Below are 24,298 nucleotides of genomic sequence, written 5' to 3'. Positions count from 1 at the left end.
GACTACGTGTGCGTTGGCGGTCATTCAGCCTACGGTCTCGCCCTTAACGACCAGCGCAAGCGCCGTTATCCGCAAATCAAATTATGGTGAGTAATATATCCGGCCTGAATAAAAAAAACCGCCGCTATTACAAGCGGCGGCTCTCAGTTTTTATTTTTTAGCAACATCTGCGGCTTTAGCGTCAGCCGCATCGGCAGGTTTAGCATCCGCTTTCGGCGCTGGTTTGATATCCAGCAGCTCTACGTCGAATACCAGGGTGGAGTTCGCCGGGATACCCGGGACGCCCGTTTTACCATAGGCCAGCGCCGGTGGGATAACCAGCTTGATCTTGCCGCCTTTCTTAATATTTTTCAGGCCTTCAGTCCAGCCAGGGATAACGCCGTCCAGACGGAAGGAGAGCGGTTCGCCGCGCGTGTAAGAGTTATCAAACTCTTTACCGTCGATCAGCGTACCTTTGTAGTTCACCACAACGGTATCGCTATCTTTCGGCGCCTCGCCTGTGCCTTCTTTCTCTACTTTGTAAAGCAGGCCGGTAGAGGAGGTTTTCACGCCTTTCTCTTTAGCAAAAGCGTCGCGGAACGTTTTACCTTTTGCTTCGTTATCGGCAGCGTCTTTTTCCATCTTCGCCTGAGCAGCGCTCTTCACGCGTGCTTCAAACGTCTGCAGCGTTTGCTCAATTTCCTGATCGGACAGTTTGCTCTTATCGGCAAAGGCATCCTGAACGCCGGCAATCAACTGATCTTTATCCAGTTTAATGCCCAACTTTTCCTGCTCTTTAAGCGAATTTTCCATGTAACGACCCAGCGAGGCGCCCAGCGCATAAGCCGCTTTTTGATCGTCGTTTTTAAATGCTGCTTTGCTATCAGCGGTAGCTGCCGGTTTCGCCGCATCAGCAGCAAAAGTGATCGGTGCGTGCATAGCAACGGCCATTGTAGTTGCCAGCAGCGTGGCTTTAAACAGTGATTTCATCCATATCTCCAGGGCCGGGGCATCTCGCCCCATGTTAACTTACGTAAGAAGCGTACTATAAATCGTTGCAGAACAAATCAACATACGAACACGCCCTATTATCACTTCTTTTCAGACTCTTTTTGTTTAAATTAGTTTCGTGGGGCGTGTAATGGTTGCTGTGAAAGCCGGTAAAGTTAAGTAGAATCCGCCGACGGAGACAACATAAAGAGGTACATCATGCAGGATATCACGATGGAAGCTCGTCTGGCTGAACTGGAAAGCCGCCTGGCGTTCCAGGAGATTACCATAGAAGAACTAAACCTGACGGTAACCGCACATGAAATGGAGATGGCGAAGCTGCGCGATCATCTGCGTTTGCTCACGGAAAAGTTAAAAGCCAGTCAGCCGTCAAATATCGCCTCTCAGGCAGAAGAAACGCCGCCGCCGCATTACTGAGACGAAAAAAAAGCGGGGTTCACCCGCTTTTTTTGTGCCCGATGATTTATCGAACCAATGATAATACCCTAAGGATTTCGAGTCACAGCAAGGCGGCAAGCTTGAAAATTCCCCGGGAACATAGATAACTATGTGACCGGGGTTTGAAAGCGTAGCCAACACCGCGGTGGCTTGAAAGACGACGGGGATTAATGGCAACCGCAGCCGCCTTTACCACCACCGCCGCAGCAGCCTTCGCCGCCGTGCTCGTGACCATGGTCATGACCATGACCGCCACAGCAGCCGTCTTCACCGTGATCGTGGTGGTGATCGTGCGCGCCGTGAACATGACCGTGAGCCAGCTCTTCTTCAGTCGCTTCACGAATCGCAACAACTTCTACGTTAAATTTCAGATTCTGGCCAGCCAGCATGTGGTTACCATCAACCACAACGTGATCGTCTTCCACTTCGGTAATTTCTACCGGTACCGGGCCCTGGTCGGTTTCCGCCAGGAGACGCATCCCTACCTGCAGTTCATCAACGCCCATAAAGACGTCTTTAGGCACACGCTGCACCAGATTTTCGTCATACTGGCCGTAAGCGTCGTTCGCGCCAACAGCGACATCAAATTTGTCGCCAACTTCATGGCCTTCCAGCGCCGTTTCCAGGCCAGAGATCAGAGAGCCGTGGCCGTGCAGGTAATCCAGCGGCGCACTCACCGGAGACTCATCAACCAACACACCGTCTTCTGTACGTACCTGATAGGCCAGGCTGACCACCAGGTCTTTTGCTACTTTCATGATATCTCCTGAGCATGGGAAGAATAGTGGCGCAGATTGTAGCGGAATTCTGCAGCCGTGTACCCCTTAGCTTAAAAAAACCTGCGGCATATCGCTAGTCCGGATGAAAAATCCCAATCACTTGCTCTTCTTTGCGAACATGCTCGCGAACGTCTTTATCCGCCTCCCGCATTTGATGCCCGCACTTAACGCATTCAACAATATCGACATTATTTTCACGCCACATCGCCATTGTGTCCTGCGCCTGACAGGCCGGACATTTCGCGCCTGCAATAAAACGTTTACGGATTGCCATTGTTTTACCCCTACTCAAATTCATCCCAGCCATCCAACTGGCGCCGTTCCTGTTGCATTTCGCGCTGAAAAATCTCCTCCAGTTCGCGTCGGGCCTCTCTGGCGCGCGAAATCTGTACCATGTCGCTATGCTCCGGGATCAGTTCCCGCAACATTCGCATATCCAGCCGACGAAAATGCAACTGCGCGCGTTGCGCCTGATGCGGATGCATACCTAACGACACCAGAGTTTTACGTCCCAATTCCAGCGCGCTGGAAAACGTTTCACGGGAAAACTGCGTGACGCCAGCCTGTAATAACTCATGGGCCTCCACACGTCCACGCGCTCGCGCAAGAATATGCAGATGAGGAAAATGCTGCTGACACAGCGCCACCAGCTTCATCGTGTCTTCCGGTTCATTACACGTGATGACTATCGACTCCGCCGCCTCCGCGCCCGCAGAACGCAGCAGCTCGACTTGTGTAGCGTCGCCGTAATACACTTTATAACCATATTTGCGCATCAGATTAACGGCGCCGATATCGCGTTCCAGCACGGTGATACGCATCTTATTCGCCATCAATAAGCGAGCGATCACCTGACCAAAACGGCCAAAGCCGACGACAATCACCTGGGGCTTATCATCCTCAACCCACGGCTTTTCATCATTCTCTTCCGGGCCATTAAGACGGCGCGATAACCACTTATCAATCCCTTTCATCAGTAGCGGCGTGGTCATCATTGATAATGTGACAGTCACCAATAATAACGCCATCTGATCGCCCTGAAACAGGCGCTGAGAAGAGGCGGTAGAAAAGAGCACAAAAGCGAACTCGCCCCCCTGACTCAGCACGCTGGCAAACTGCATCCGTTCAGAACTTCTTATTCCATATAGCCGCGCCAGCAGATACAGCGTCAACATTTTTATGACGACCAGAATAACAACGCTCGCCGCCACCCACAGTAAATGGGTATAAAGTACGCCGAGATTTAGCGACATACCGACGGAGATAAAGAACAGCCCAAGCAGTAAACCTTTAAAGGGATCGATAGCATTTTCCAGCTCATGCCGGTATTCGCTCTCTGCCAGTAAAACGCCGGCAATGAAGGTTCCCAGGGCCATCGACAGTCCCAGCGCATCCATAAATAAGGCGGCGCTCAACACCAGCAACAGCGTCGCGGCAGTGAAGACCTCCCGCACGCCAGACGCAGCAATAAAACGAAATACCGGGCGCAGCAGGTAACGACCGCCAATCAGCATTACCGCGAAAGCCAGTACCTTCATTGCCACTTTAAACCAGTCGAAATGCTCGTCGGCCGATCCCGCCAATAAAGGCACCAACGCCAGTGCGGGGATCACCGCTAAATCCTGAAACAGTAAGACGGAAAACCCTAACTGCCCGGACTCGCTACGATTCATGCCTTTCTCGCGCATCAGTTGTAGCGCCATCGCCGTCGAAGACATCGCCAGGCCAATCCCGCCGACGACCGCCGCCTGCCATAAGAAATCAGCAAGCATCAATAATCCCGCCAGCACCGCCGCGCTTAACAGCACCTGAGCAGCGCCGACGCCGAAGATAGAGCGCCGCAGTTGCCAAAGCCGGGACGGATTGAGTTCGAGACCAATGATAAACATCAGAAACACGACGCCCAGTTCGGAAAAGTGCAGGATCTCGTCAACGTCGCTGATAAATCCCAGCCCCCACGGACCGATGGCGATTCCCGCCAGCAAATACCCTAGCACCGCGCCGATGCCCAGCCTGGCGGCTAACGGCACCGCCGCTACCGCTGCGAAGAGGAACAACACTCCCGCGGTCAATAAATCAGCACTTTCCATCAATAGCCTCCCGCGCTCACAGGATTCGCCAGCCACTCGCCATAGGCTTTCGCATGACTGGCCAGCGTCTGCGGCGACTGGCGGCGCGCCCAGTACACAATAATGGGCGGCATCCAGTGCATCCGGCACATGGCCGCGGTCAGTTCAAAAGGGCGGAGTACATCGCTCATTGGATAGCGGTTTAGCGCGTCATACCGGTAAGCGCTCTCCGGCTCGCCGGTCGTAATCACGCTACGCCAGTACTTTCCCACCAGTTGGTTTCCCCCTGGTCCGCTGGCGAACCCCCGACTCAAAACGCGATCAAGCCATTCTTTCAGTAAAGCCGGACAGCTATAGGTGTAAAGGGGATGCTGAAAAACAATGACGTCGTGCTCACGTAACAGGGCTTGTTCATAGGGCGTGTCGATAAAAAAATCAGGATAGCGCGCATAAAGATCGTGCACGGTTACGTTATTGTGCTGTATGGCCGGTTTAAGCAGTACCCGGTTAGCAACCGAGTCCTGAGATTCCGGATGGGCATACAACAGCAAGACTTTCGCTGGCTGAGACATCAATCCCCCTCCCGGTTGTTTTGGGTCGATACATGCCATTCTTCAGGCCGCTTCTACGTTGACAGCGTTTGTTCAACTCAGAAACGTACTCCATGTCCGCCGCAGGGGATTAATGAGAGATATTCTTGTCCCTCACCAAAGGCGGCCTGAATGATTTTGTGTATCGTTGTTGTTTTGAGCTACCATTGCGCTCCAGCGCGGCGGTACGCCCGAATATTACATTATCATAATGATAAATTAACATAGTCTGAACATACGGCGCCTTATGATTGTTTTCTCCTCGTTACAAATTCGTCGCGGCGTGCGCGTCCTACTGGACAATGCCTCGGCTACCATTAATCCAGGCCAGAAAGTCGGCCTGGTGGGTAAAAACGGCTGCGGTAAATCTACCCTGCTGGCATTGCTAAAAAATGAAATCAGCGCCGATGCCGGGAGTTTTACCCTGCCCGGAACCTGGCAATTAGCGTGGGTGAATCAGGAAACACCTGCGTTGCCTCAGCCAGCGATTGAGTATGTCATTGACGGCGACCGTGAATACCGGCATCTGGAGGCACAGCTTAACGACGCCAACGAACGTAACGACGGACATGCTATCGCCTCCATACATGGCAAGCTGGACGCCATCGACGCATGGACCGTTCGCTCGCGCGCCGCCAGCCTGCTACACGGTCTCGGCTTCTCTAACGATCAGCTGGAACGTCCGGTCAGCGACTTTTCCGGCGGCTGGCGGATGCGCCTTAACCTGGCTCAGGCGCTGATTTGCCGCTCCGATTTACTGCTGCTCGACGAACCGACCAACCACCTCGATCTGGATGCCGTTATCTGGCTGGAAAAATGGCTGAAGAGCTATCCGGGCACCCTGATTCTGATCTCCCACGATCGCGACTTTCTTGACCCGATAGTGGATAAAATTATCCATATCGAACAACAGACTCTGTTCGAGTACACCGGCAACTACAGCGCGTTTGAAGTTCAGCGCGCCACGCGCCTGGCGCAACAGCAGGCGATGTATGAGAGTCAGCAGGAGCGTGTGGCGCATCTGCAAAGCTACATCGACCGTTTCCGCGCTAAAGCGACCAAGGCCAAGCAGGCGCAAAGCCGTATCAAGATGCTGGAGCGTATGGAGCTGATTGCGCCGGCTCATGTCGACAACCCGTTCCATTTCAGCTTCCGCGCGCCGGAAAGCCTGCCGAACCCGCTGCTGAAGATGGAAAAAGTCAGCGCAGGTTATGGCGATCGCATCATTCTGGAATCCATCAAGCTGAACCTGGTGCCCGGCTCGCGTATCGGCCTGCTGGGTCGCAACGGCGCGGGGAAATCGACGCTGATCAAGCTGCTGGCGGGCGAACTGGAACCGTTGCACGGTGAAATCGGCCTCGCCAAAGGCATTAAGCTCGGCTACTTCGCCCAGCACCAACTGGAGTTCCTGCGCGCCGATGAATCCCCGCTGCAACATATGGCGCGTCTGGCGCCGCAGGAACTGGAGCAGAAGCTGCGCGACTATCTCGGCGGCTTCGGTTTCCAGGGCGACAAAGTAACGGAAGAGACGCAACGTTTCTCCGGCGGCGAGAAAGCGCGCCTGGTACTGGCGCTGATCGTCTGGCAGCGTCCAAATCTGCTACTGCTCGATGAACCGACCAACCACCTGGATCTCGACATGCGTCAGGCGCTCACCGAAGCGCTGATTGATTTCGAAGGCGCATTGGTCGTCGTGTCGCACGACCGCCACCTGATTCGCTCCACCACTGACGACCTCTATCTGGTTCACGACAAAAAGGTCGAACCGTTCGACGGCGACCTGGAGGATTATCAGCAATGGCTGAGCGACGTGCAGAAACAGGAAAACCAGGCCGACAACGCGCCGAAGGAAAACAACGCCAACAGCGCTCAGTCACGCAAAGATCAGAAGCGTCGCGAAGCCGAGCTACGCACTCTGACGCAACCGCTGCGTAAAGAGATTACCCGTCTGGAAAAAGAGATGGAAAAGCTCAACGCCCAGTTAGCGCAGGCGGAAGAGAAGCTCGGCGACAGCAGCCTGTATGACCCAAGCCGTAAAGCGGAGATGACCGAGTGCCTGCAACTGCAGGCCAGCGCCAAATCCGGGCTGGAAGAATGTGAAATGGCATGGCTTGAGGCGCAGGAGCAGCTTGAGCAGATGATGCAGAACGACTAAGAACCTATCCCATTAGGCTATTTTATTCGCCATTTTAGGGCCGGGCAGTGCTCGAAATCCTCACGTACTATGTGTACGCTCCGGTTTCTGCGCGCTGTCCGGCCCCAAACTGGCTTCAACAATTACGCCTACTGGGATAGGCTCTAACGCACGGGGCGGACGATGAACCTGTCTATCACCGATGACATTACCTTCCGCAAGCTCACCATCTTCATGATGCTTGTGGAGAAGGGTAACATCGCCCGCACCGCCGAGGCGCTGCACACGCTGGAAGAGAACGTTCGTGGTCCGCTGTTCGTCCATAAAGGCCTCTTCGGTACCCGTCCCGATATAAAGGTTACCGTTGCGGTCGGCAGCACCGGAACAGAAGCCTGCGTTATGTGATTTAGCGGCAAAGGTTGCCGTGATTTATTTTCGTCAGCGCGTCGTTCACGCCAAATAATTTAAACGTCACCTCATCAACGCCAAGATTTTTCAGACGCGCAGTGTGTTTTTTAATATAAGCCTGCGCCGTTTCTTCGGATTCAAACAAGTAAATGCCGCCAGCTTGCTGGTTTTTCTCGCTTTCTGTCCAGATTTTCCAGATGAAGCCCGGCTCCTCATTGATAGACTCCGCCAGCCCGACCAGTTGCTGAGTCATCTCCTCGCCAAAAGGGCCGCTAAAGTTAAAATGGATCTGTAAAAGTGTCTTCGACATGCCTTCTCCTTGAGTCACATAACTATCGTGTTGCCACACTACCACGATTAATTCGGCTGATGCAGGGGTTCACGCGATTTCTGTGGGGTATTGCGCGCGCCTTGCATACCGCCCCCTCTGGTGAAATGAGGCGCAATTTTATTTCGCCAGACGACCAATTGAACGTAAAATCACATATTGACTAATCTGTGAACCTTATGCGCGGTATAGTATTGTTTCCAATTATCAATTGTTCTGGTGCTATGGTTGAGATCACGTCCACAGAAATGACCCCGCCTGTCAATGACTCGCATGAATTTATTCCCATGCGTGGCATTCGTAATCGCCATTTACAAACTATGCTGCCGCGTTTAATCCGCCGCAAAGTGAAGTTCAACGCCCACTGGCAGCGGCTGGAGCTACCGGACGGCGATTTTGTCGATCTGGCATGGAGCGAAGATCCGCAACAGGCAAAGCATAAACCGCGGCTGGTGGTCTTTCACGGTCTGGAAGGCAGCCTGAACAGCCCCTATGCCCACGGGCTGATTGAGGCGGCGCAAAAGCGCGGCTGGCTGGGCGTGGTGATGCACTTTCGCGGCTGTAGCGGCGAGCCCAACCGTTTGAATCGTATTTACCACTCCGGTGAAACGGAGGATGGAGCCTGGTTTTTACGCTGGCTACAGCGGGAGTTCGGCGCCGTTCCGACAGCCGCCGTGGGCTATTCGCTCGGCGGTAATATGCTGGCGTGCCTGCTGGCGAAAGAAGGCCGCGATATTCCCATCGAGGCGGCGGTAATTGTTTCTGCACCTTTCGTTCTCGAAGCCTGTAGCTACCACATGGACAAAGGGTTTTCCCGCGTCTATCAGCGTTATTTGCTTAATCTGTTAAAAGCGAATGCGTCACGCAAGCTGGCGGCGTACCCCGGGTCGCTGCCGGTGAATCTGGCGCAACTGAAATCAATGCGCCGTATTCGCGAGTTTGACGACCTGATCACCGCGAAAATTCACGGCTTTGCCGACGCCATCGACTACTATCGTCAGTGTAGCGCCATGCCGTTGCTTAACCAGATTGCTAAACCGACGCTGATTATTCACGCTAAAGACGATCCGTTTATGGATCATCACGTGATCCCTAAAGCGGAAGATCTGCCCCCGCAGGTGGAGTATCAGCTGACTGAGCATGGCGGACACGTAGGATTTATCGGCGGTACGCCGCTGCGCCCTGAAATGTGGCTGGAACGCCGAATTCCTGACTGGCTGACAACGTACCTGGAGGCGTCATCATGATCATTCCCTGGCAGGGGCTCGCCCCCGACACGCTGGACAACCTGATCGAAAGCTTTGTGTTGCGCGAAGGCACCGATTATGGTGAACATGAACGTTCGCTTGAACAAAAAGTCGCTGACGTAAAACGCCAACTGCAATCCGGCGAGGCCGTGCTGGTATGGTCTGAATTACATGAAACGGTCAATATTATGCCGAAAAAGCAGTTTCGCGAATAAAACGCCTTTGCCGACAATACATTATTATTAAAGCTCAATCATGGAGTTGCCATGTCAGCCAAACATCCGGTGATAGCAGTAACAGGGTCAAGCGGCGCGGGGACCACCACCACCAGCCTCGCGTTTCGTAAAATTTTCGCGCAGTTAAATCTGCACGCCGCCGAGGTGGAAGGCGACAGTTTTCATCGTTACACCCGCCCGGAAATGGACATGGCGATCCGCAAAGCGCGTGACTCCGGGCGGCATATCAGCTATTTCGGGCCTGAAGCCAATGACTTCAGCCTACTGGAACATACCTTTATTGAGTACGGGCAGACGGGTAAAGGCCAGTCGCGTAAATATCTGCATACCTATGATGAAGCCGTACCGTGGAATCAGGTTCCCGGCACGTTTACGCCCTGGCAGCCGCTACCCGAACCGACCGATGTGCTGTTTTATGAAGGACTGCACGGCGGCGTCGTCACCCCGCAACATGATGTCGCGCGTCATGTTGATCTGTTGGTTGGCGTGGTGCCTATCGTCAACCTCGAGTGGATTCAGAAACTGATTCGCGACACCAGCGAGCGCGGACACTCCCGTGAAGCGGTGATGGATTCCGTGGTGCGTTCCATGGACGACTACATCAATTACATTACGCCGCAGTTCTCGCGTACCCATATTAACTTCCAGCGCGTACCGACCGTCGACACGTCCAATCCGTTCGCCGCAAAAGGTATTCCCTCGCTGGATGAGAGTTTTGTGGTGATCCATTTCCGCAATCTGGAAGGGATCGATTTTCCCTGGCTTCTGGCGATGCTCCAGGGCTCGTTCATTTCTCACATTAATACATTAGTGGTGCCGGGCGGCAAAATGGGGCTGGCGATGGAGCTGATTATGTTGCCGCTGGTGCAGCGATTAATGGAAGGCAAAAAAATCGAATAACCGCGGTGAAATGCCCGATGGCGCTACGCTTATCGGGCCTACGAGATAAAAACGGGTAGGCCGGATAAAGCCACGCCGCCATCCGGCATCACATGTTACGCCGCAATCACTTCATACGAATGGGTAATATTGACCGCTTTTTCCAGCATTAGCGCCACCGAGCAATATTTTTCCGCGGAGAGATCGACAGCGCGCGCGACGGCAGCCTCTTTCAGATCGCTGCCGGTAACGATAAAATGCAGATTAATGTGCGTAAACAGGCGCGGCGCGTCTTCCCGGCGCTCGGATGTCAGCTTCACTTCGCAGTTGGTGACATTCTGACGGCCCTTTTGCAGGATTGATACCACATCAATAGCGCTACATCCACCAGCCGCCATTAATACCATCTCCATCGGACTCGGCGCTTTGTCACCGGAGTTGCCATCCATTAAAATCTGGTGGCCGGAGGAGGACTCTCCGAGGAACGTGAGCCCTTCAACCCACTTTACACGCGCTTGCATATTTCGTAACTCCAATGTTTCAATTTTCCTGAAAGATTACGCGCATACAACAAAACTCGCAATGGAAGGCGACCTGGGTCATGCTGAAGCGAGACACCAGGAGACACACGGCGAAAGCTATGCTAAAACAGACAAGATGCTACAGTAATACATTGACGTACTGCATGTATGCAGAGGACATCACATTACAGGCTACAATCTATTTTCGTAGCCCCCTTCCTAGGTAGCGGGAAGTATATTTTTGCAACCCCAGAGACAGTGCCGTTTTCTGGCTCTGGAGACAGCTTATAACAGAGGATAACCGCGCATGGTGCTTGGCAAACCGCAAACAGACCCGACTCTTGAATGGTTCTTGTCTCATTGCCACATTCATAAGTACCCGTCAAAGAGCACGCTGATTCACCAGGGTGAAAAAGCAGAAACGCTGTACTACATCGTTAAAGGCTCCGTGGCAGTGCTGATCAAAGATGAAGAAGGGAAAGAAATGATCCTTTCTTATCTGAATCAGGGTGATTTTATTGGTGAACTGGGCCTGTTTGAAGAAGGCCAGGAACGCAGCGCCTGGGTACGTGCGAAAACCGCATGTGAGGTCGCTGAAATTTCCTACAAAAAATTTCGCCAATTAATCCAGGTCAACCCGGATATTCTGATGCGCCTCTCTTCCCAGATGGCTCGTCGCTTACAAGTCACCTCTGAAAAAGTAGGTAACCTCGCCTTCCTTGACGTCACCGGGCGTATCGCTCAGACGCTGCTGAATCTGGCGAAACAGCCCGATGCCATGACGCACCCGGATGGGATGCAGATCAAAATCACCCGTCAGGAAATTGGCCAGATCGTCGGCTGCTCCCGCGAAACCGTTGGTCGTATTTTGAAAATGCTGGAAGATCAAAACCTGATCTCCGCGCATGGCAAGACCATCGTCGTCTACGGCACCCGTTAATTCCGTCAGAATGGCGCGTTTTATCATGCGCCATTTTTGTTTGCATCGATGTGGCGAAGACTGATTTATCACCCAGAGATTAATTACGCACTACGGCAAACGCTGGTGCTGTGCCTGCCTGTGGCTGTCGGTTTATTGATAGGCCAGCTACACCTGGGCTTGCTTTTCTCTCTCGTTCCCGCCTGCTGCAACATTGCAGGTCTGGATACCCCGCACAAACGTTTTTTTAAACGCCTGATCATCGGCGCGTCGCTGTTCGCCGGATGCAGTCTGGTAACGCAACTTCTGCTGGCGGAATCCATCCCCCTGCCGTTGATCCTGACCGGGCTCACGCTGGTGCTTGGCGTGACGGCGGAAATTAACCCGCTTCACGCGCGGCTACTGCCAGCGTCGCTGATTGCCGCCATCTTTACCCTGAGCCTTGCGGGATACATGCCCGTCTGGGAGCCGCTGCTCATTTATGCGCTGGGCACGCTATGGTACGGCGTGTTTAACTGGTTTTGGTTCTGGCTATGGCGCGAACAGCCGCTGCGCGAGTCATTGAGTTTGTTATACCGTGAACTGGCCGATTATTGTGAAGCGAAATACAGCCTGCTCACCCAACATATCGATCCGGAAAAAGCGCTGCCTCCCCTGCTGATACGCCAGCAAAAAGCGGTCGATCTCATTACCCAGTGTTACCAACAGATGCATATGCTTTCGGCGCACAACAATAATGATTACAAGCGCCTGTTGCGGGCTTTTCAGGAAGCGATGGATTTGCAGGAGCACATCTCCGTCAGCTTGCATCAGCCGGAAGAGGTACAGAAACTGGTAGAACGCAGCCATGCGGAAGAGGTGATTCGCTGGAATGCGCAAACGGTCGCCGCCCGTCTGCGCGTGCTGGCGGATGACATTCTGTATCATCGTCTGCCGACGCGCTTCTCCATGGAAAAACAGATTGGCGCTCTGGAGAAGATCGCCAATCAGCATCCTGAAAATCCGGTAGGCCAGTTCTGCTATTGGCACTTCAGTCGAATCGCCCGTGTGCTGCGTACTCAGCGACCGCTGTACGCCCGCGACCTGATGGCCGATAAACAGCGTCGCCTGCCGTTACTTCCGGCGCTGAAAAATTATATGTCTCTTAAATCGCCGGCGCTACGCAACGCCGGACGCATCAGCGTGATGATGAGCATCGCCAGTCTGATGGGCAGCGCGTTGCACCTGCCCAAACCGTACTGGATCCTCATGACGGTGCTGTTTGTCACCCAAAACGGCTATGGCGCGACACGCGTGCGTATTCTGCACCGTTCGGTCGGAACGCTGGTCGGCCTGGTGATTGCCGGCGTCACGCTGCACTTACATATTCCCGAAAGCATTACGCTGGCGGTCATGCTGGTACTCACGCTGGCAAGTTATCTGATTATTCGTAAAAACTACGGCTGGGCGACGGTCGGCTTTACGGTGACGGCGGTATACACCATCCAGTTACTGACGCTAAACGGAGAGCAGTTTATTGTGCCGCGGCTGATCGATACGCTGATTGGCTGTTTAATTGCCTTTGGCGGCATGGTCTGGCTGTGGCCGCAATGGCAAAGCGGGCTATTACGTAAAAACGCCCATGATGCGCTGGAAGCCGATCAAGAAGCTATCCGACTGATCCTCAGTAACGATCCGCAGGCCACCCCGCTCGCTTATCAAAGAATGCGGGTCAACCAGGCGCATAACACGTTATTCAACTCGTTAAATCAGGCAATGCAGGAACCCGGATTCAATACCCACTATCTGTCGGATATGAAACTATGGGTCACGCACAGCCAGTTTATTGTCGAGCATATCAACGCTATGACGACGCTGGCGCGGGAACACACCATGCTGACGCCGGATCTGGCGCAGCGCTATCTGGAATCTTGCGAGATTGCGATTCAGCGCTGCCAGCAGCGCCTGGAGTACGACAGGCCAGGCGGCTCCGGCGATGTCAATATTCTGGAGTCGCCGGACATGCCGTCACATGGCTTATTGAGCACTCTGGAACAACATTTACAGCGCATCATTGGCCATCTGAACACCATGCACACCATTTCGTCGATGGCCTGGCGTCAGCGTCCGCATCACGGTATCTGGCTGAGTAAGCGGCTACGGGATACAAAAGGTTAAGACCGACTGCCGGATGCGCTACGCTTATCCGGCAATCCGCCATCAGGCAACCACCTTTCCTACCGCCTGCGCAAAGCGCTGCATTCCTTCATTGATATCCGCCTCTTCCACCACCAGCGACGGGGCAAAACGCATCACGTCTGCTCCGGCATTGAGCACCATCACACCGGCCTCCGCGCCTGCGTACAGAAAATCGCGCGCCCGACCTTTATACTTCGGCTTCAGTTCCGCGCCAATCAGCAGCCCCATGCCGCGAATATCGCTGAAAATGTCAAATTGCTCGTCAATCGCCTGCAAATGTTGCACAAACTGTTGCCGCTTAGTGTGAATGCCTTGTAGTACCTCTGGCGTATTAATAATATCGAATGCCGCGCCAGCCACCGCACAGGCCAGCGGATTGCCGCCATAGGTTGAACCATGCGAACCAACATGGAAGGCCGAGGCTATTTCCTGCGTGGTCAGCATGGCGCTCACCGGAAAACCGCCGCCTAACGCTTTGGCGCTGGTGAGGATATCCGGCGTGACGCCGTAGTGCATATAGGCAAACAGGTCTCCGGTGCGCCCCATCCCGCACTGCACTTCATCAAACACCAGCAACGCCTGATGCTCGTCACACAGGTCGCGTAACCCTTTGAGGAATTCCGGTGTAGCCGCCTGCACGCCGCCTTCACCCTGAATCGGCTCGACCACCACCGCGCAGGTGTGGTCATCCATTACCGCTTTCACCGCATGAAGATCGTTGAAGGGAACGTGAACAATATCGGCGGGTTTCGGCCCAAAGCCGTCGGAATATTTCGGCTGCCCGCCTACAGAGACGGTAAACAAGGAACGGCCATGAAAAGCGTTATGGAAGGCAATGATTTTCGTTTTGAACGGGCTATGGCGCACGCAGGCATAATGACGCGCCAGTTTAAAAGCGGTTTCGTTCGCTTCGGTGCCAGAATTCATAAACAGCACGCGCTCGGCAAACGTGGCGTCGATCAGTTTACGTCCCAGACGCAACGCCGGTTCATTGGTAAAAACGTTACTGGTATGCCACAAGGTTTCCCCCTGGGATTTCAGCACCTCGACCAGCGCCGGATGGCAATGGCCCAGCGCAGTCACTGCAATCCCGCCGGCGAAATCGATATACTCTTTGCCTTGCTGATCCCATACGCGACTGCCTTTACCTTTGACCGGAATAAAGTCCGCCGGTGCATAAACAGGCAGAATCACCTCATCAAAAGTTGCGCGCGTAATAGCCGTTTGTTCAGTTGCCATATCATTACCACCCGGTTAAGCAGAAAATTCAGTGAAATTATACTCACAAAATATGAATAAAAAATCACTCAATGACAACCATTAATCAACGTTGAAGAAAATTTTCCAGTAGCGCGTGTCCCTGTTCACTAAGAATACTTTCCGGGTGGAACTGCACGCCTTCCAGATCCCACTCGCGGTGGCGAATGCCCATAATCTCCTGCGTTTCGCTCCAGGCGGTGATCTCAAAACACTCTGGCAACGTGGCAGGGTCGACAATCAGCGAGTGGTAACGTGTCACGGTTAACGGGCTGGGCAATCCCCGAAACACGCCCTGTCCATTATGCGTAACAGATGACGTTTTACCGTGCATCACTTTCGCTGCCCGCACCACCGACGCGCCAAAGGCCTGCGCCATCGCCTGGTGCCCAAGGCAAACGCCCAGCATCGGAATACGTCCGGCATAATGGCGGATGACCGCCAGTGAAATGCCAGCGTCATTTGGCGTACAGGGGCCAGGAGAGATAACGATTTTTTGCGGGTTCAAAGCGTCAATGTGCGCCAGCGTCAGCGCATCATTGCGCCGAACCTGCACTTCCGCGCCCAGTTCACAAAAATACTGGTAGAGGTTCCAGGTAAAGGAATCATAGTTATCGATAAGCAGGATCATGGCGGCTCCGGGTGAGTAGAACCGCACTATTTTACTCAGTTTCGCGAGCTTCGCTTATCGCTTTCTGAAAAATCGCCTGCAAAGCGGAGAGATCGCCCATCGCGCCGCTCTGGTTCGCCTGCTTCCATGTTTCAACCGCAATACCTTGCCAACTCAGCGCATAGCCTGCATGTAACGCCAGCTGTTCAAAGAAGATGCGCTGCGCCAGCCCGCTCCCCAAACGAAACGGATGAAGCACGTTAATTTCACAGTAGTAATGCGCCAGCCGCTCGACAAACTTCTCGTGCGCCAGACCGACCAGATAGCCCTCTTCTTCCAGATCCTGCATCAGAGCATTGCCCTCTTTTTCGATATAGGCAAAGTGGCAGAAACGGGTATCGCCCTGGTAAATATCGACCTCCCGCAGTTGCCCTGCCCAGTCGAAAATATCCTGATAGAGCTGGCGATGAATCGCGCACAGATGAGGCAAGCCGCGTATCAGCGGCCCCAGTTCAATCGTGGCGGCGCGGAGCGCGGTCATTTCGTATGCCGCTTGCGCCAGTCGCTGGGCCTGATGAATCCCCAGCCGATTACGCATCACGTTCAGCCCCGGATAGAGGTACGGATCGCGCCCTTCGCCAAATTTATCGCTCATAGTGCCTCCGAAGCTCGTCAAGACGTGCCAGCGCTTCATCGGCGGTCAGGGTTACTAAGGGGATCTCAATACCTTCGAGACGGCGGCTTTGCTGGAAGTTAACGTTGCGCCGCTGTTCCCAAAAGCGTGACTTTTGTTTATCGGTAAGTTTCTTCACCGGGCCTCCCTGAATATGTCTGTGCTTGACCACAAGTATAAGCAGCAATTTCAGGTTACGCTGAGACAGGGAGAAAACGCGGGCGGCTCGCGCCCGCGCAGGCATGTTTTATGGCAGGACTTTCGCGGAAAGGATAACGACTGGTTTTGTCGGCACATTCTGATAAGGCCCGACATCGTGCGTCGGTACCTGTGAGATTTTATCGGCGACATCCATACCTTTTACCACTTTACCAAATACCGCATAGCCAAAGTCGCGCTGGCCGTGGTCGAGAAAAGCGTTATCCGCGACGTTAATAAAGAACTGGCTGGTGGCGCTGTCTTTATCTGCGGTGCGCGCCATCGCGATCGTGCCGCGAGTATTACGCAGACCGTTGTCGGCTTCATTCTTAATCGGCGGATTCGGTTTCTTCTGCTGCATCTGCTCGTTAAAACCACCGCCCTGAATCATAAAGCCAGGAATAACTCGGTGAAACGTAGTGTTGTTATAGAAACCACTGTTGACGTAATCGACAAAGTTTTTCACAGAAATCGGCGCTTTCTGGCTGTTCAGCTCCAGCTCAATATTCCCGGCGGAGGTGGTTAACAGCACATGAGGATCACCTTTTGCTGCCAACGCTACGGGAGAAAGAGCAGAAAGAGCGAAAACAGCTGCGACAGCCGCCAGAGTCGATTTGAGCATGAGATTTCCTTAAAGAGAGCAGAAATAAAGCAAGTGGAATGATTCTAAAGAGCCTTCCTGGGCCAGGCCAGCCCTTTACCTAATTTTACGTACATGAAACAAATGTAACGTTACGACGCAACGCCTTGTCCTTGCAATATGATGTGACAAACATCACATTAAAAAATGTAATGAACATTACCATCACTAATAATTATTTAAATACATCACAAAAACGCCTAAAATCTGCCCGCTTAACGCGCCCTCCACGCGCTTCACTTCTCTTCAAGGCCAGACATGACTAACAGCAACCGCATCAAGCTCACATGGATCAGCTTTCTTTCCTACGCCCTGACCGGGGCGCTGGTGATTGTCACCGGGATGGTGATGGGAAATATCGCAGACTATTTTCATCTGCCCGTTTCCAGTATGAGTAACACCTTTACTTTTCTGAACGCCGGGATTTTGATCTCGATCTTCCTCAACGCGTGGCTGATGGAAATCGTCCCGCTGAAAACACAGCTACGCTTTGGTTTTATCCTGATGGTGCTGGCGGTGGCCGGGCTGATGTTCAGCCATAGCCTGGCGTTGTTCTCAGCGGCGATGTTTGTGCTGGGGCTGGTCAGCGGGATCACCATGTCGATTGGCACCTTCCTGATTACGCAACTGTATGAAGGGCGTCAGCGCGGTTCCCGACTGCTGTTTACCGACTCCTTCTTCAGCATGGCGGGGATGATTTTTCCTATGGTCGCCGCCTTCCTGCTGGCGCGTAGTATTGAGTGGTACTGGGTCTACGCCTGCATCGGCCTGGTCTACCTGGCGATTTTCATCCTGACCTTCGGCTGTGAATTTCCGGCGCTGGGTAAACATGCGCAGCACTCTCAGGCGCCTGTCGTCAAAGAAAAATGGGGCATTGGCGTACTGTTTCTGGCCGTCGCCGCGCTGTGCTATATCCTCGGTCAATTAGGCTTTATCTCCTGGGTGCCGGAATACGCCAAAGGCCTCGGCATGAGCCTGAATGACGCCGGGGCGCTGGTGAGTGATTTCTGGATGTCCTATATGTTCGGCATGTGGGCGTTCAGCTTTATCCTGCGCTTTTTCGATCTGCAACGCATCCTGACCGTACTGGCGGGTATGGCGGCGGTACTGATGTATCTGTTTATTACCGGCACGCAGGCGCATATGCCGTGGTTTATTCTGACGCTAGGCTTCTTCTCCAGCGCCATTTATACCTCCATCATTACGCTGGGATCGCAGCAAACGAAAGTGGCCTCGCCTAAGCTGGTTAACTTTATTCTGACCTGCGGCACCATCGGAACAATGCTGACCTTCGTCGTCACCGGCCCGATTGTAGCGCACAGCGGCCCACAGGCGGCGTTACTCACCGCGAATGGTCTGTATGCGGTGGTCTTTGTGATGTGCTTTGCGCTCGGCTTTGTCTCCCGTCATCGCCAGCATAGTTCGCCAGCGGCGCATTAATAATGATTGCCGGATGGCGACGCGATGCGTCTTATCCGGCCTACAGCGTAAGCTGTTGGTAGGCCGGATAAGGCGACGTCGCCCTCCGGCACTCTATCCCCCTCCTGACGAGGTAGACCTGTTGGTCTAAAAACCCTCATTTTGTATGTTATTTGTACAAACCTGAAAAGCCTGACAATTCCGCCACTTATAAAAATCCAGACAAATCAGCCATATACCCATTAAGAGGTATATAAAGGTGAATTTGATTTACATCAATAAGCGGGGTTGCTGAATCGTTAAGGTAGGCGGTAATAGAAAAGAAATCGAGGCAAAAATGAGCAAAGTCAGACTCGCTATTATCGGTAATGGTATGGTCGGCCACCGCTTTATTGAGGATCTCCTTGATAAATCCGACGCTAGCCTGTTCGACATTACCGTGTTCTGTGAAGAACCCCGTAAAGCCTATGACCGTGTCCACCTGTCATCCTACTTCTCTCACCACACCGCGGAAGAGCTCTCTCTGGTGCGTGAAGGATTTTACGAGAAGCACGGCGTAAAGGTACTGGTTGGCGAACGCGCAATTACCATTAACCGTCAGGAGAAAGTGATTCACTCCAGCGCGGGTCGTACCGTTTATTATGACAAGCTGATCATGGCGACCGGTTCATATCCGTGGATTCCGCCGATTAAAGGCTCCGAAACCCAGGATTGCTTCGTTTACCGTACCATTGAAGACCTCAACGCTATCGAAGCCTGCGCCCGTCGCAGCAAGCGCGGGGCGGTGGTCGGCGGCGGTCTGCTGGGGCTGGAAGCCGCTGGCGCGCTGAAAAACCTCGGCGTGGAAACGCACGTCATTGAATTTGCGCCAATGCTGATGGCGGAACAGCTCGATCAGATGGGCGGCGAGCAGCTACGTCGCAAGATCGAAAGCATGGGCGTGCGTGTACACACCAGTAAAAACACGCAAGAGATTGTTCAGCAGGGTAACGAAGCGCGTAAGACTATGCGTTTTGCCGACGGCAGCGAGCTGGAAGTCGATTTTATCGTCTTCTCTACCGGTATTCGCCCCCGCGACAAGCTGGCTACCCAGTGCGGTCTGGCCGTCGCGCAGCGCGGCGGTATCGTGATTAACGACACCTGCCAGACGTCCGACCCGGATATCTACGCTATCGGCGAGTGCGCCAGTTGGAACAACCGCGTTTACGGTCTGGTCGCACCAGGCTATAAAATGGCCCAGGTCGCCGTTGACCATATCCTCGGCAGTGCAAACGCCTTTGAAGGCGCGGATCTCAGCGCCAAGCTGAAGCTGCTGGGCGTGGACGTCGGCGGCATCGGCGACGCGCATGGCCGCACGCCGGGCGCGCGTAGTTACGTTTACCTCGATGAAAGCAAAGAAGTCTACAAACGTCTAATTGTCAGCGAAGATAACAAAACGCTGCTCGGCGCAGTACTGGTCGGCGACACCAGCGATTACGGCAATTTGCTGCAACTGGTACTGAACGCCATCGAACTGCCGGAAAACCCGGATTCGCTGATCCTGCCGTCGCACGCGGGCAGTGGTAAACCCGCTATCGGCGTGGATAAACTGCCGGACAGCGCGCAGATCTGCTCCTGCTTCGATGTGACTAAAGGCGATCTGATCGCCGCTATCAATAAAGGCTGCCATACCGTGGCGGCGCTGAAAGCGGAAACCAAAGCCGGAACCGGCTGCGGCGGCTGCATCCCGCTGGTGACGCAGGTACTGAACGCCGAACTGGCGAAACAGGGTATTGAAGTCAACAACAACCTGTGCGAGCACTTTGCTTATTCTCGTCAGGAACTGTTCCACTTAATCCGCGTGGAAGGTATCAAAACCTTTGAAGAACTGCTGGCGAAACACGGTAAAGGCTACGGCTGCGAAGTGTGTAAGCCGACCGTCGGTTCGCTGCTGGCGTCGTGCTGGAACGAATACATCCTCAAGCCGCAGCACACGCCGCTACAGGATACTAACGACAACTTCCTGGCGAATATCCAGAAAGACGGTACTTACTCGGTGATCCCGCGCTCGGCGGGCGGTGAAATCACCCCGGAAGGTCTGGTGGCCGTGGGGCGTATCGCCCGCGAGTTTAACCTCTATACCAAAATCACCGGTTCTCAGCGTATCGGTCTGTTTGGCGCGCAAAAAGACGATCTGCCGGAAATCTGGCGTCAACTGATTGAAGCCGGTTTCGAAACCGGTCACGCGTACGCCAAAGCGCTGCGGATGGCGAAAACCTGCGTCGGCAGCACCTGGTGCCGCTACGGCGTGGGCGACAGCGTCGGTTTCGGCGTGGAGCTGGAAAACCGCTACAAAGGCATTCGTACCCCGCACAAAATGAAGTTCGGCGTCTCCGGCTGTACCCGTGAATGTGCGGAAGCGCAGGGCAAAGATGTCGGCATTATCGCGACAGAAAAAGGCTGGAACCTGTACGTCTGCGGTAACGGCGGCATGAAACCGCGTCATGCGGATCTGCTGGCAGCCGATCTCGATCGCGACACGCTGATCAAGTACCTCGACCGCTTTATGATGTTCTACATCCGTACTGCCGACAAACTGACCCGTACCGCGCCGTGGCTGGATAACCTGGAAGGCGGCATTGAGTATCTGAAATCGGTCATCATCGACGACAAGCTGGGCCTGAACGAACATCTGGAAGAAGAGATGGCCCGTCTGCGTGAAGCGGTGGTCTGCGAGTGGACGGAGACCGTCAACACGCCAGCGGCGCAGGTTCGTTTCAAACACTTCATCAACAGCGACAAACGCGACCCAAATGTCCAGGTTGTGCCTGAACGCGAACAGCATCGTCCGGCCACGCCGTATGAACGCATCCCGGTCACTCTGGTGGAGGAAAACGCATGAGCCAGTGGCAAAACATCTGCAAAATCGATGACATCCTGCCGGGAACCGGCGTCTGCGCGCTGTCAGGCGGCGAGCAGGTGGCAATTTTCCGTCCTTACCATAGCGATCAGGTGTTCGCGATCAGCAACATCGACCCGTTCTTTGAGGCCAGCGTGCTGTCTCGTGGGCTGATTGCGGAACACCAGGGCGAACTGTGGGTCGCCAGCCCGTTGAAAAAGCAGCGCTTCCGCCTGAGCGATGGTTTATGCATGGAAGATGAGCAGTTTTCTGTGAAACATTACGACGCGCGGGTGAAAGACGGCGTGGTGCAGTTGCGCGGTTAATTATTTTTGGGAGGCGCAACGCCTCCCCTTTTTTGTATTTTTTTTCATTTTAATTGTTATCACAAAATCATTTGTACTGCATCGCGGCGGCAACTGAGCAAATCCCCAGGAACATAGTTCACTATGTGACTGGGGTGAGCGAGGGCAGCCAACAAAGAGGTAGTGCAAAGGATGAAGTGAGAAAAGGATAATCAAATGTTTACAGACACTATCAATAAGTGTGCGGCTAACGCTGCGCGCATCGCACGCCTGTCGGCGAATAATCCGCTCGGCTTCTGGGTCAGGTCGGCAATGGCCGGGGCTTATGTCGGTCTCGGCATCATTCTTATTTTCACCCTCGGCAATCTGCTCGACCCGTCCGTGCGTCCTTTGGTGATGGGAGCGACCTTCGGTATCGCCTTAACGCTGGTCATCATCGCCGGTTCCGAACTGTTTACCGGCCACACCATGTTCCTGACGCTGGGCGTCAAAGCAGGCACCATCAGCCACGGTCAAATGTGGGCTATCCTGCCGCAAACCTGGCTCGGCAACCTGGTCGGTTCCGTGTTTGTCGCCCTGCTTTACAGCTGGGGCGGCGGCAGTTTATTGCCGGTCGATACCAGCATCGTTCACTCAGTCGCGCTGGCGAAAACCACCGCGCCCGCCACGGTACTGTTCTTCAAAGGCGCGCTGTGTAACTGGCTGGTTTGTCTGGCAATCTGGATGGCAATCCGCACCGAAGGCACGGCAAAATTTCTTGCTATCTGGTGGTGTCTGCTGGCGTTTATCGCTTCCGGCTACGAGCACTCCGTCGCGAATATGACGCTGTTCGCCCTCTCCTGGTTTGGTCATCACAGCGACGCCTATACCCTGTCCGGAATCGGACACAACCTGTTATGGGTCACTCTGGGTAATACTTTGTCCGGCGTCGTGTTCATGGGATTGGGTTATTGGTATGCTACGCCGAAATCGGAGCGTCCTGTTCCGCAAAAAACCAACCAAATTAAGGTTACAGCCAACCATTAAGGGGTAATGTCGTGGACCATTTGCCTATATTTTGTCAATTACGCGACCGCGACTGTCTGATCGTCGGCGGTGGCGATGTCGCAGAACGCAAAGCACGGTTATTGCTGGAAGCAGGCGCACGTTTAACGGTCAATGCGCTAACCTTTATTCCACAGTTCACCGTATGGGCAAATGAAGGCATGTTGACTCTGGTTGAGGGACCGTTCGACGAAACGCTTCTCGACTCGTGTTGGCTGGCGATCGCGGCCACTGACGACGATACCGTCAACCAGCGCGTCAGCGACGCGGCGGAGTCACGCCGTATCTTCTGCAACGTGGTGGATGCGCCGAAAGCCGCCAGCTTTATCATGCCCTCAATTATTGACCGCTCGCCGCTGATGGTCGCCGTCTCCTCGGGCGGCACTTCCCCGGTGCTGGCGCGTCTGCTGCGCGAGAAACTGGAATCGCTGCTGCCGCAGCATCTGGGGCAGGTCGCGCGCTATGCCGGGCAACTCCGCGCCCGGGTGAAAAAGCAGTTTGCCACGATGGGCGAGCGTCGTCGCTTCTGGGAAAAATTTTTCGTCAATGACCGGCTGGCGCAGTCGCTGGCGAATGCCGACGAGAAAGCGGTTAACGCGACAACCGAACGCCTGTTTAGCGAACCGCTGGATCACCGTGGCGAAGTCGTGCTGGTCGGCGCCGGGCCGGGCGATGCCGGACTGCTGACGCTGAAAGGGTTACAACAAATCCAACAGGCGGATATCGTGGTTTACGATCGCCTCGTCTCCGACGACATTATGAACCTGGTACGCCGCGATGCCGATCGGGTCTTTGTGGGGAAACGCGCAGGTTACCACTGCGTCCCACAGGAGGAAATCAACCAGATCCTGCTGCGTGAAGCGCAAAAAGGTAAACGCGTGGTACGCCTGAAAGGCGGCGATCCCTTTATCTTTGGTCGCGGCGGCGAAGAGCTGGAAACGCTGTGTCATGCCGGTATTCCTTTCTCGGTAGTGCCGGGGATTACCGCGGCTTCCGGCTGCTCCGCCTACTCCGGTATTCCGCTAACCCATCGCGATTACGCCCAGAGCGTACGTCTGGTCACCGGTCACCTGAAAACCGGCGGCGAGCTGGACTGGGAAAACCTGGCGGCAGAAAAACAGACGCTGGTGTTCTACATGGGGCTGAATCAGGCAGCGACTATCCAGGAAAAACTGATCGCATTCGGTATGCAGGCCGATATGCCGGTTGCGCTGGTAGAAAACGGTACCTCCGTGAAGCAACGCGTCGTCCACGGTGTGCTGACGCAGCTTGGTGAATTAGCGCAACAGGTTGAAAGCCCGGCGCTGATTATCGTTGGCCGGGTCGTTGGCTTACGCGATAAATTAAATTGGTTCTCTAATTATTAATTAAAATAAAGCCCTGAATAACAGGGCTTTATTTTACAACCACTCGTAATCTCAAATTATTTTTACTTAAAAGTGAATTAAGAAACTAATTTTAAATACACCGGACAAATTTAAATAATAATAATTCTGCCTAAAAACCCTTTTACTCGTCAAATTCACCTCTTATTCATTCATACAATAAATAACACCGT

General features: G+C 53.9%; 25 protein-coding genes. 13 read left to right on the top strand and 12 right to left on the bottom strand.

The window, feature by feature from the left end:
• Positions 1 to 150 precede the first annotated feature (150 nt).
• Positions 151 to 969, bottom strand: a complete 819-nt coding sequence (gene fkpA, locus ACFK9X_RS01940) for an FKBP-type peptidyl-prolyl cis-trans isomerase (protein WP_151115390.1) — start codon at positions 967 to 969, stop codon at positions 151 to 153.
• Between the two features lie 219 nt (positions 970 to 1,188).
• On the opposite strand from fkpA, the gene ACFK9X_RS01935 reads away from it, so the two are divergent.
• On the top strand, positions 1,189 to 1,407 hold the full coding sequence (locus ACFK9X_RS01935) for a protein SlyX (RefSeq protein ID WP_001152701.1): 219 nt from the start codon (positions 1,189 to 1,191) through the stop codon (positions 1,405 to 1,407).
• Positions 1,408 to 1,595: 188 nt separating this feature from the next.
• Here ACFK9X_RS01935 and slyD read toward each other — a convergent pair whose 3' ends face one another.
• The 4 genes from slyD to kefG all read right to left on the bottom strand — a co-directional run bounded on the left by slyD (position 1,596) and on the right by kefG (position 4,848).
• Entirely contained in the window at positions 1,596 to 2,186 is a 591-nt protein-coding gene (slyD, locus tag ACFK9X_RS01930; RefSeq protein WP_151115388.1) for a peptidylprolyl isomerase, read from the bottom strand.
• Between the two features lie 94 nt (positions 2,187 to 2,280).
• Positions 2,281 to 2,481: a YheV family putative zinc ribbon protein gene (locus ACFK9X_RS01925; protein ID WP_001007735.1), complete on the bottom strand. Its 201-nt coding sequence runs from the start codon at positions 2,479 to 2,481 to the stop codon at positions 2,281 to 2,283.
• 10 nt (positions 2,482 to 2,491) lie between these two features.
• On the bottom strand, positions 2,492 to 4,297 hold the full coding sequence (gene kefB / locus ACFK9X_RS01920; protein WP_151115385.1) for a glutathione-regulated potassium-efflux system protein KefB: 1,806 nt from the start codon (positions 4,295 to 4,297) through the stop codon (positions 2,492 to 2,494).
• Positions 4,297 to 4,848, bottom strand: a complete 552-nt coding sequence (gene kefG, locus ACFK9X_RS01915; protein WP_000081820.1) for a glutathione-regulated potassium-efflux system ancillary protein KefG — start codon at positions 4,846 to 4,848, stop codon at positions 4,297 to 4,299. Before kefG ends, kefB begins: the two co-directional genes overlap by 1 nt.
• Positions 4,849 to 5,113: 265 nt before the next feature.
• Here kefG and ACFK9X_RS01910 point away from each other — a divergent pair, with 265 nt between their 5' ends.
• The gene (locus ACFK9X_RS01910; RefSeq protein WP_000634758.1) at positions 5,114 to 7,021 is read left to right on the top strand and encodes an ABC transporter ATP-binding protein; all 1,908 of its coding nucleotides are present in this window, start codon (positions 5,114 to 5,116) and stop codon (positions 7,019 to 7,021) included.
• Between the two features lie 162 nt (positions 7,022 to 7,183).
• Positions 7,184 to 7,405, top strand: coding sequence for a LysR family transcriptional regulator (locus ACFK9X_RS01905; RefSeq protein WP_001054032.1), 222 nt, complete (start codon positions 7,184 to 7,186; stop codon positions 7,403 to 7,405).
• Position 7,406: 1 nt separating this feature from the next.
• Here ACFK9X_RS01905 and ACFK9X_RS01900 read toward each other — a convergent pair whose 3' ends face one another.
• Positions 7,407 to 7,718: a monooxygenase gene (locus tag ACFK9X_RS01900; protein WP_000047689.1), complete on the bottom strand. Its 312-nt coding sequence runs from the start codon at positions 7,716 to 7,718 to the stop codon at positions 7,407 to 7,409.
• A 197-nt stretch (positions 7,719 to 7,915) separates the two neighbouring features.
• Between ACFK9X_RS01900 and ACFK9X_RS01895 the strand changes: the two genes are divergently transcribed.
• From ACFK9X_RS01895 to ACFK9X_RS01885, 3 genes are read left to right on the top strand one after another with little or no spacing between them, the layout of a single operon-like run.
• Positions 7,916 to 8,983, top strand: coding sequence for a hydrolase (locus ACFK9X_RS01895; RefSeq protein ID WP_001214109.1), 1,068 nt, complete (start codon positions 7,916 to 7,918; stop codon positions 8,981 to 8,983).
• A complete protein-coding gene (locus tag ACFK9X_RS01890) occupies positions 8,980 to 9,198 on the top strand; it encodes a YheU family protein (RefSeq protein WP_000586568.1) in 219 nt (72 codons plus the stop codon). Before ACFK9X_RS01895 ends, ACFK9X_RS01890 begins: the two co-directional genes overlap by 4 nt.
• 51 nt (positions 9,199 to 9,249) lie before the next feature.
• Positions 9,250 to 10,119: a phosphoribulokinase gene (locus tag ACFK9X_RS01885; protein WP_080184227.1), complete on the top strand. Its 870-nt coding sequence runs from the start codon at positions 9,250 to 9,252 to the stop codon at positions 10,117 to 10,119.
• Between the two features lie 95 nt (positions 10,120 to 10,214).
• Here the strand turns inward: ACFK9X_RS01885 and ACFK9X_RS01880 are convergent, their stop codons facing one another.
• On the bottom strand, positions 10,215 to 10,619 hold the full coding sequence (locus ACFK9X_RS01880; RefSeq protein WP_001148919.1) for an OsmC family protein: 405 nt from the start codon (positions 10,617 to 10,619) through the stop codon (positions 10,215 to 10,217).
• Between the two features lie 307 nt (positions 10,620 to 10,926).
• On the opposite strand from ACFK9X_RS01880, the gene crp reads away from it, so the two are divergent.
• On the top strand, positions 10,927 to 11,559 hold the full coding sequence (crp, locus tag ACFK9X_RS01875) for a cAMP-activated global transcriptional regulator CRP (protein WP_000242758.1): 633 nt from the start codon (positions 10,927 to 10,929) through the stop codon (positions 11,557 to 11,559).
• 48 nt (positions 11,560 to 11,607) lie between these two features.
• Positions 11,608 to 13,695 (top strand): YccS/YhfK family putative transporter, encoded by a 2,088-nt coding sequence (locus ACFK9X_RS01870; protein WP_151117884.1) that lies wholly within the window; start codon positions 11,608 to 11,610, stop codon positions 13,693 to 13,695.
• A 42-nt stretch (positions 13,696 to 13,737) separates the two neighbouring features.
• On the opposite strand, the gene ACFK9X_RS01865 is transcribed toward ACFK9X_RS01870, so the two are convergent.
• From ACFK9X_RS01865 to ppiA, 5 genes are all read right to left on the bottom strand, one after another.
• Positions 13,738 to 14,955 carry an aspartate aminotransferase family protein gene (locus ACFK9X_RS01865; protein WP_024159147.1) on the bottom strand — a complete coding sequence of 406 codons (1,218 nt, stop codon included), beginning with the start codon at positions 14,953 to 14,955 and terminating at the stop codon, positions 13,738 to 13,740.
• A gap of 85 nt (positions 14,956 to 15,040) precedes the next feature.
• A complete protein-coding gene (gene pabA, locus ACFK9X_RS01860) occupies positions 15,041 to 15,604 on the bottom strand; it encodes an aminodeoxychorismate synthase component 2 (protein ID WP_000601882.1) in 564 nt (187 codons plus the stop codon).
• Positions 15,605 to 15,635: 31 nt separating this feature from the next.
• Positions 15,636 to 16,238 carry a putative adenosine monophosphate-protein transferase Fic gene (locus ACFK9X_RS01855; protein ID WP_001280665.1) on the bottom strand — a complete coding sequence of 201 codons (603 nt, stop codon included), beginning with the start codon at positions 16,236 to 16,238 and terminating at the stop codon, positions 15,636 to 15,638.
• On the bottom strand, positions 16,228 to 16,395 hold the full coding sequence (locus tag ACFK9X_RS01850; RefSeq protein ID WP_001519136.1) for a YhfG family protein: 168 nt from the start codon (positions 16,393 to 16,395) through the stop codon (positions 16,228 to 16,230). Before ACFK9X_RS01850 ends, ACFK9X_RS01855 begins: the two co-directional genes overlap by 11 nt.
• A 108-nt stretch (positions 16,396 to 16,503) precedes the next feature.
• On the bottom strand, positions 16,504 to 17,076 hold the full coding sequence (ppiA, locus tag ACFK9X_RS01845) for a peptidylprolyl isomerase A (protein ID WP_000920481.1): 573 nt from the start codon (positions 17,074 to 17,076) through the stop codon (positions 16,504 to 16,506).
• A 276-nt stretch (positions 17,077 to 17,352) separates the two neighbouring features.
• On the opposite strand from ppiA, the gene tsgA reads away from it, so the two are divergent.
• The 5 genes from tsgA (at position 17,353) to cysG (ending at position 24,107) form a co-directional block, all read left to right on the top strand.
• Positions 17,353 to 18,534, top strand: coding sequence for an MFS transporter TsgA (gene tsgA / locus ACFK9X_RS01840; RefSeq protein ID WP_000185219.1), 1,182 nt, complete (start codon positions 17,353 to 17,355; stop codon positions 18,532 to 18,534).
• A 316-nt stretch (positions 18,535 to 18,850) separates the two neighbouring features.
• Complete coding sequence (nirB, locus tag ACFK9X_RS01835) at positions 18,851 to 21,394, top strand: NADPH-nitrite reductase large subunit (protein WP_151115382.1); 2,544 nt, start codon at positions 18,851 to 18,853, stop codon at positions 21,392 to 21,394.
• Complete coding sequence (nirD, locus tag ACFK9X_RS01830; RefSeq protein ID WP_000084814.1) at positions 21,391 to 21,717, top strand: nitrite reductase small subunit NirD; 327 nt, start codon at positions 21,391 to 21,393, stop codon at positions 21,715 to 21,717. Before nirB ends, nirD begins: the two co-directional genes overlap by 4 nt.
• A gap of 195 nt (positions 21,718 to 21,912) precedes the next feature.
• Positions 21,913 to 22,722: a nitrite transporter NirC gene (gene nirC, locus ACFK9X_RS01825; RefSeq protein ID WP_151115380.1), complete on the top strand. Its 810-nt coding sequence runs from the start codon at positions 21,913 to 21,915 to the stop codon at positions 22,720 to 22,722.
• Positions 22,723 to 22,733: 11 nt separating this feature from the next.
• Positions 22,734 to 24,107 (top strand): siroheme synthase CysG, encoded by a 1,374-nt coding sequence (gene cysG / locus ACFK9X_RS01820; protein WP_000349897.1) that lies wholly within the window; start codon positions 22,734 to 22,736, stop codon positions 24,105 to 24,107.
• Positions 24,108 to 24,298 lie beyond the last annotated feature (191 nt).

This window comes from Salmonella sp. WC3 (genome assembly GCF_042932255.1).
In the GTDB taxonomy this organism is placed as follows: domain Bacteria; phylum Pseudomonadota; class Gammaproteobacteria; order Enterobacterales; family Enterobacteriaceae; genus Salmonella; species Salmonella enterica.
Note: the sequence above shows the minus strand (reverse complement) of the source record. Positions and strands in the feature narration are given on the sequence as shown.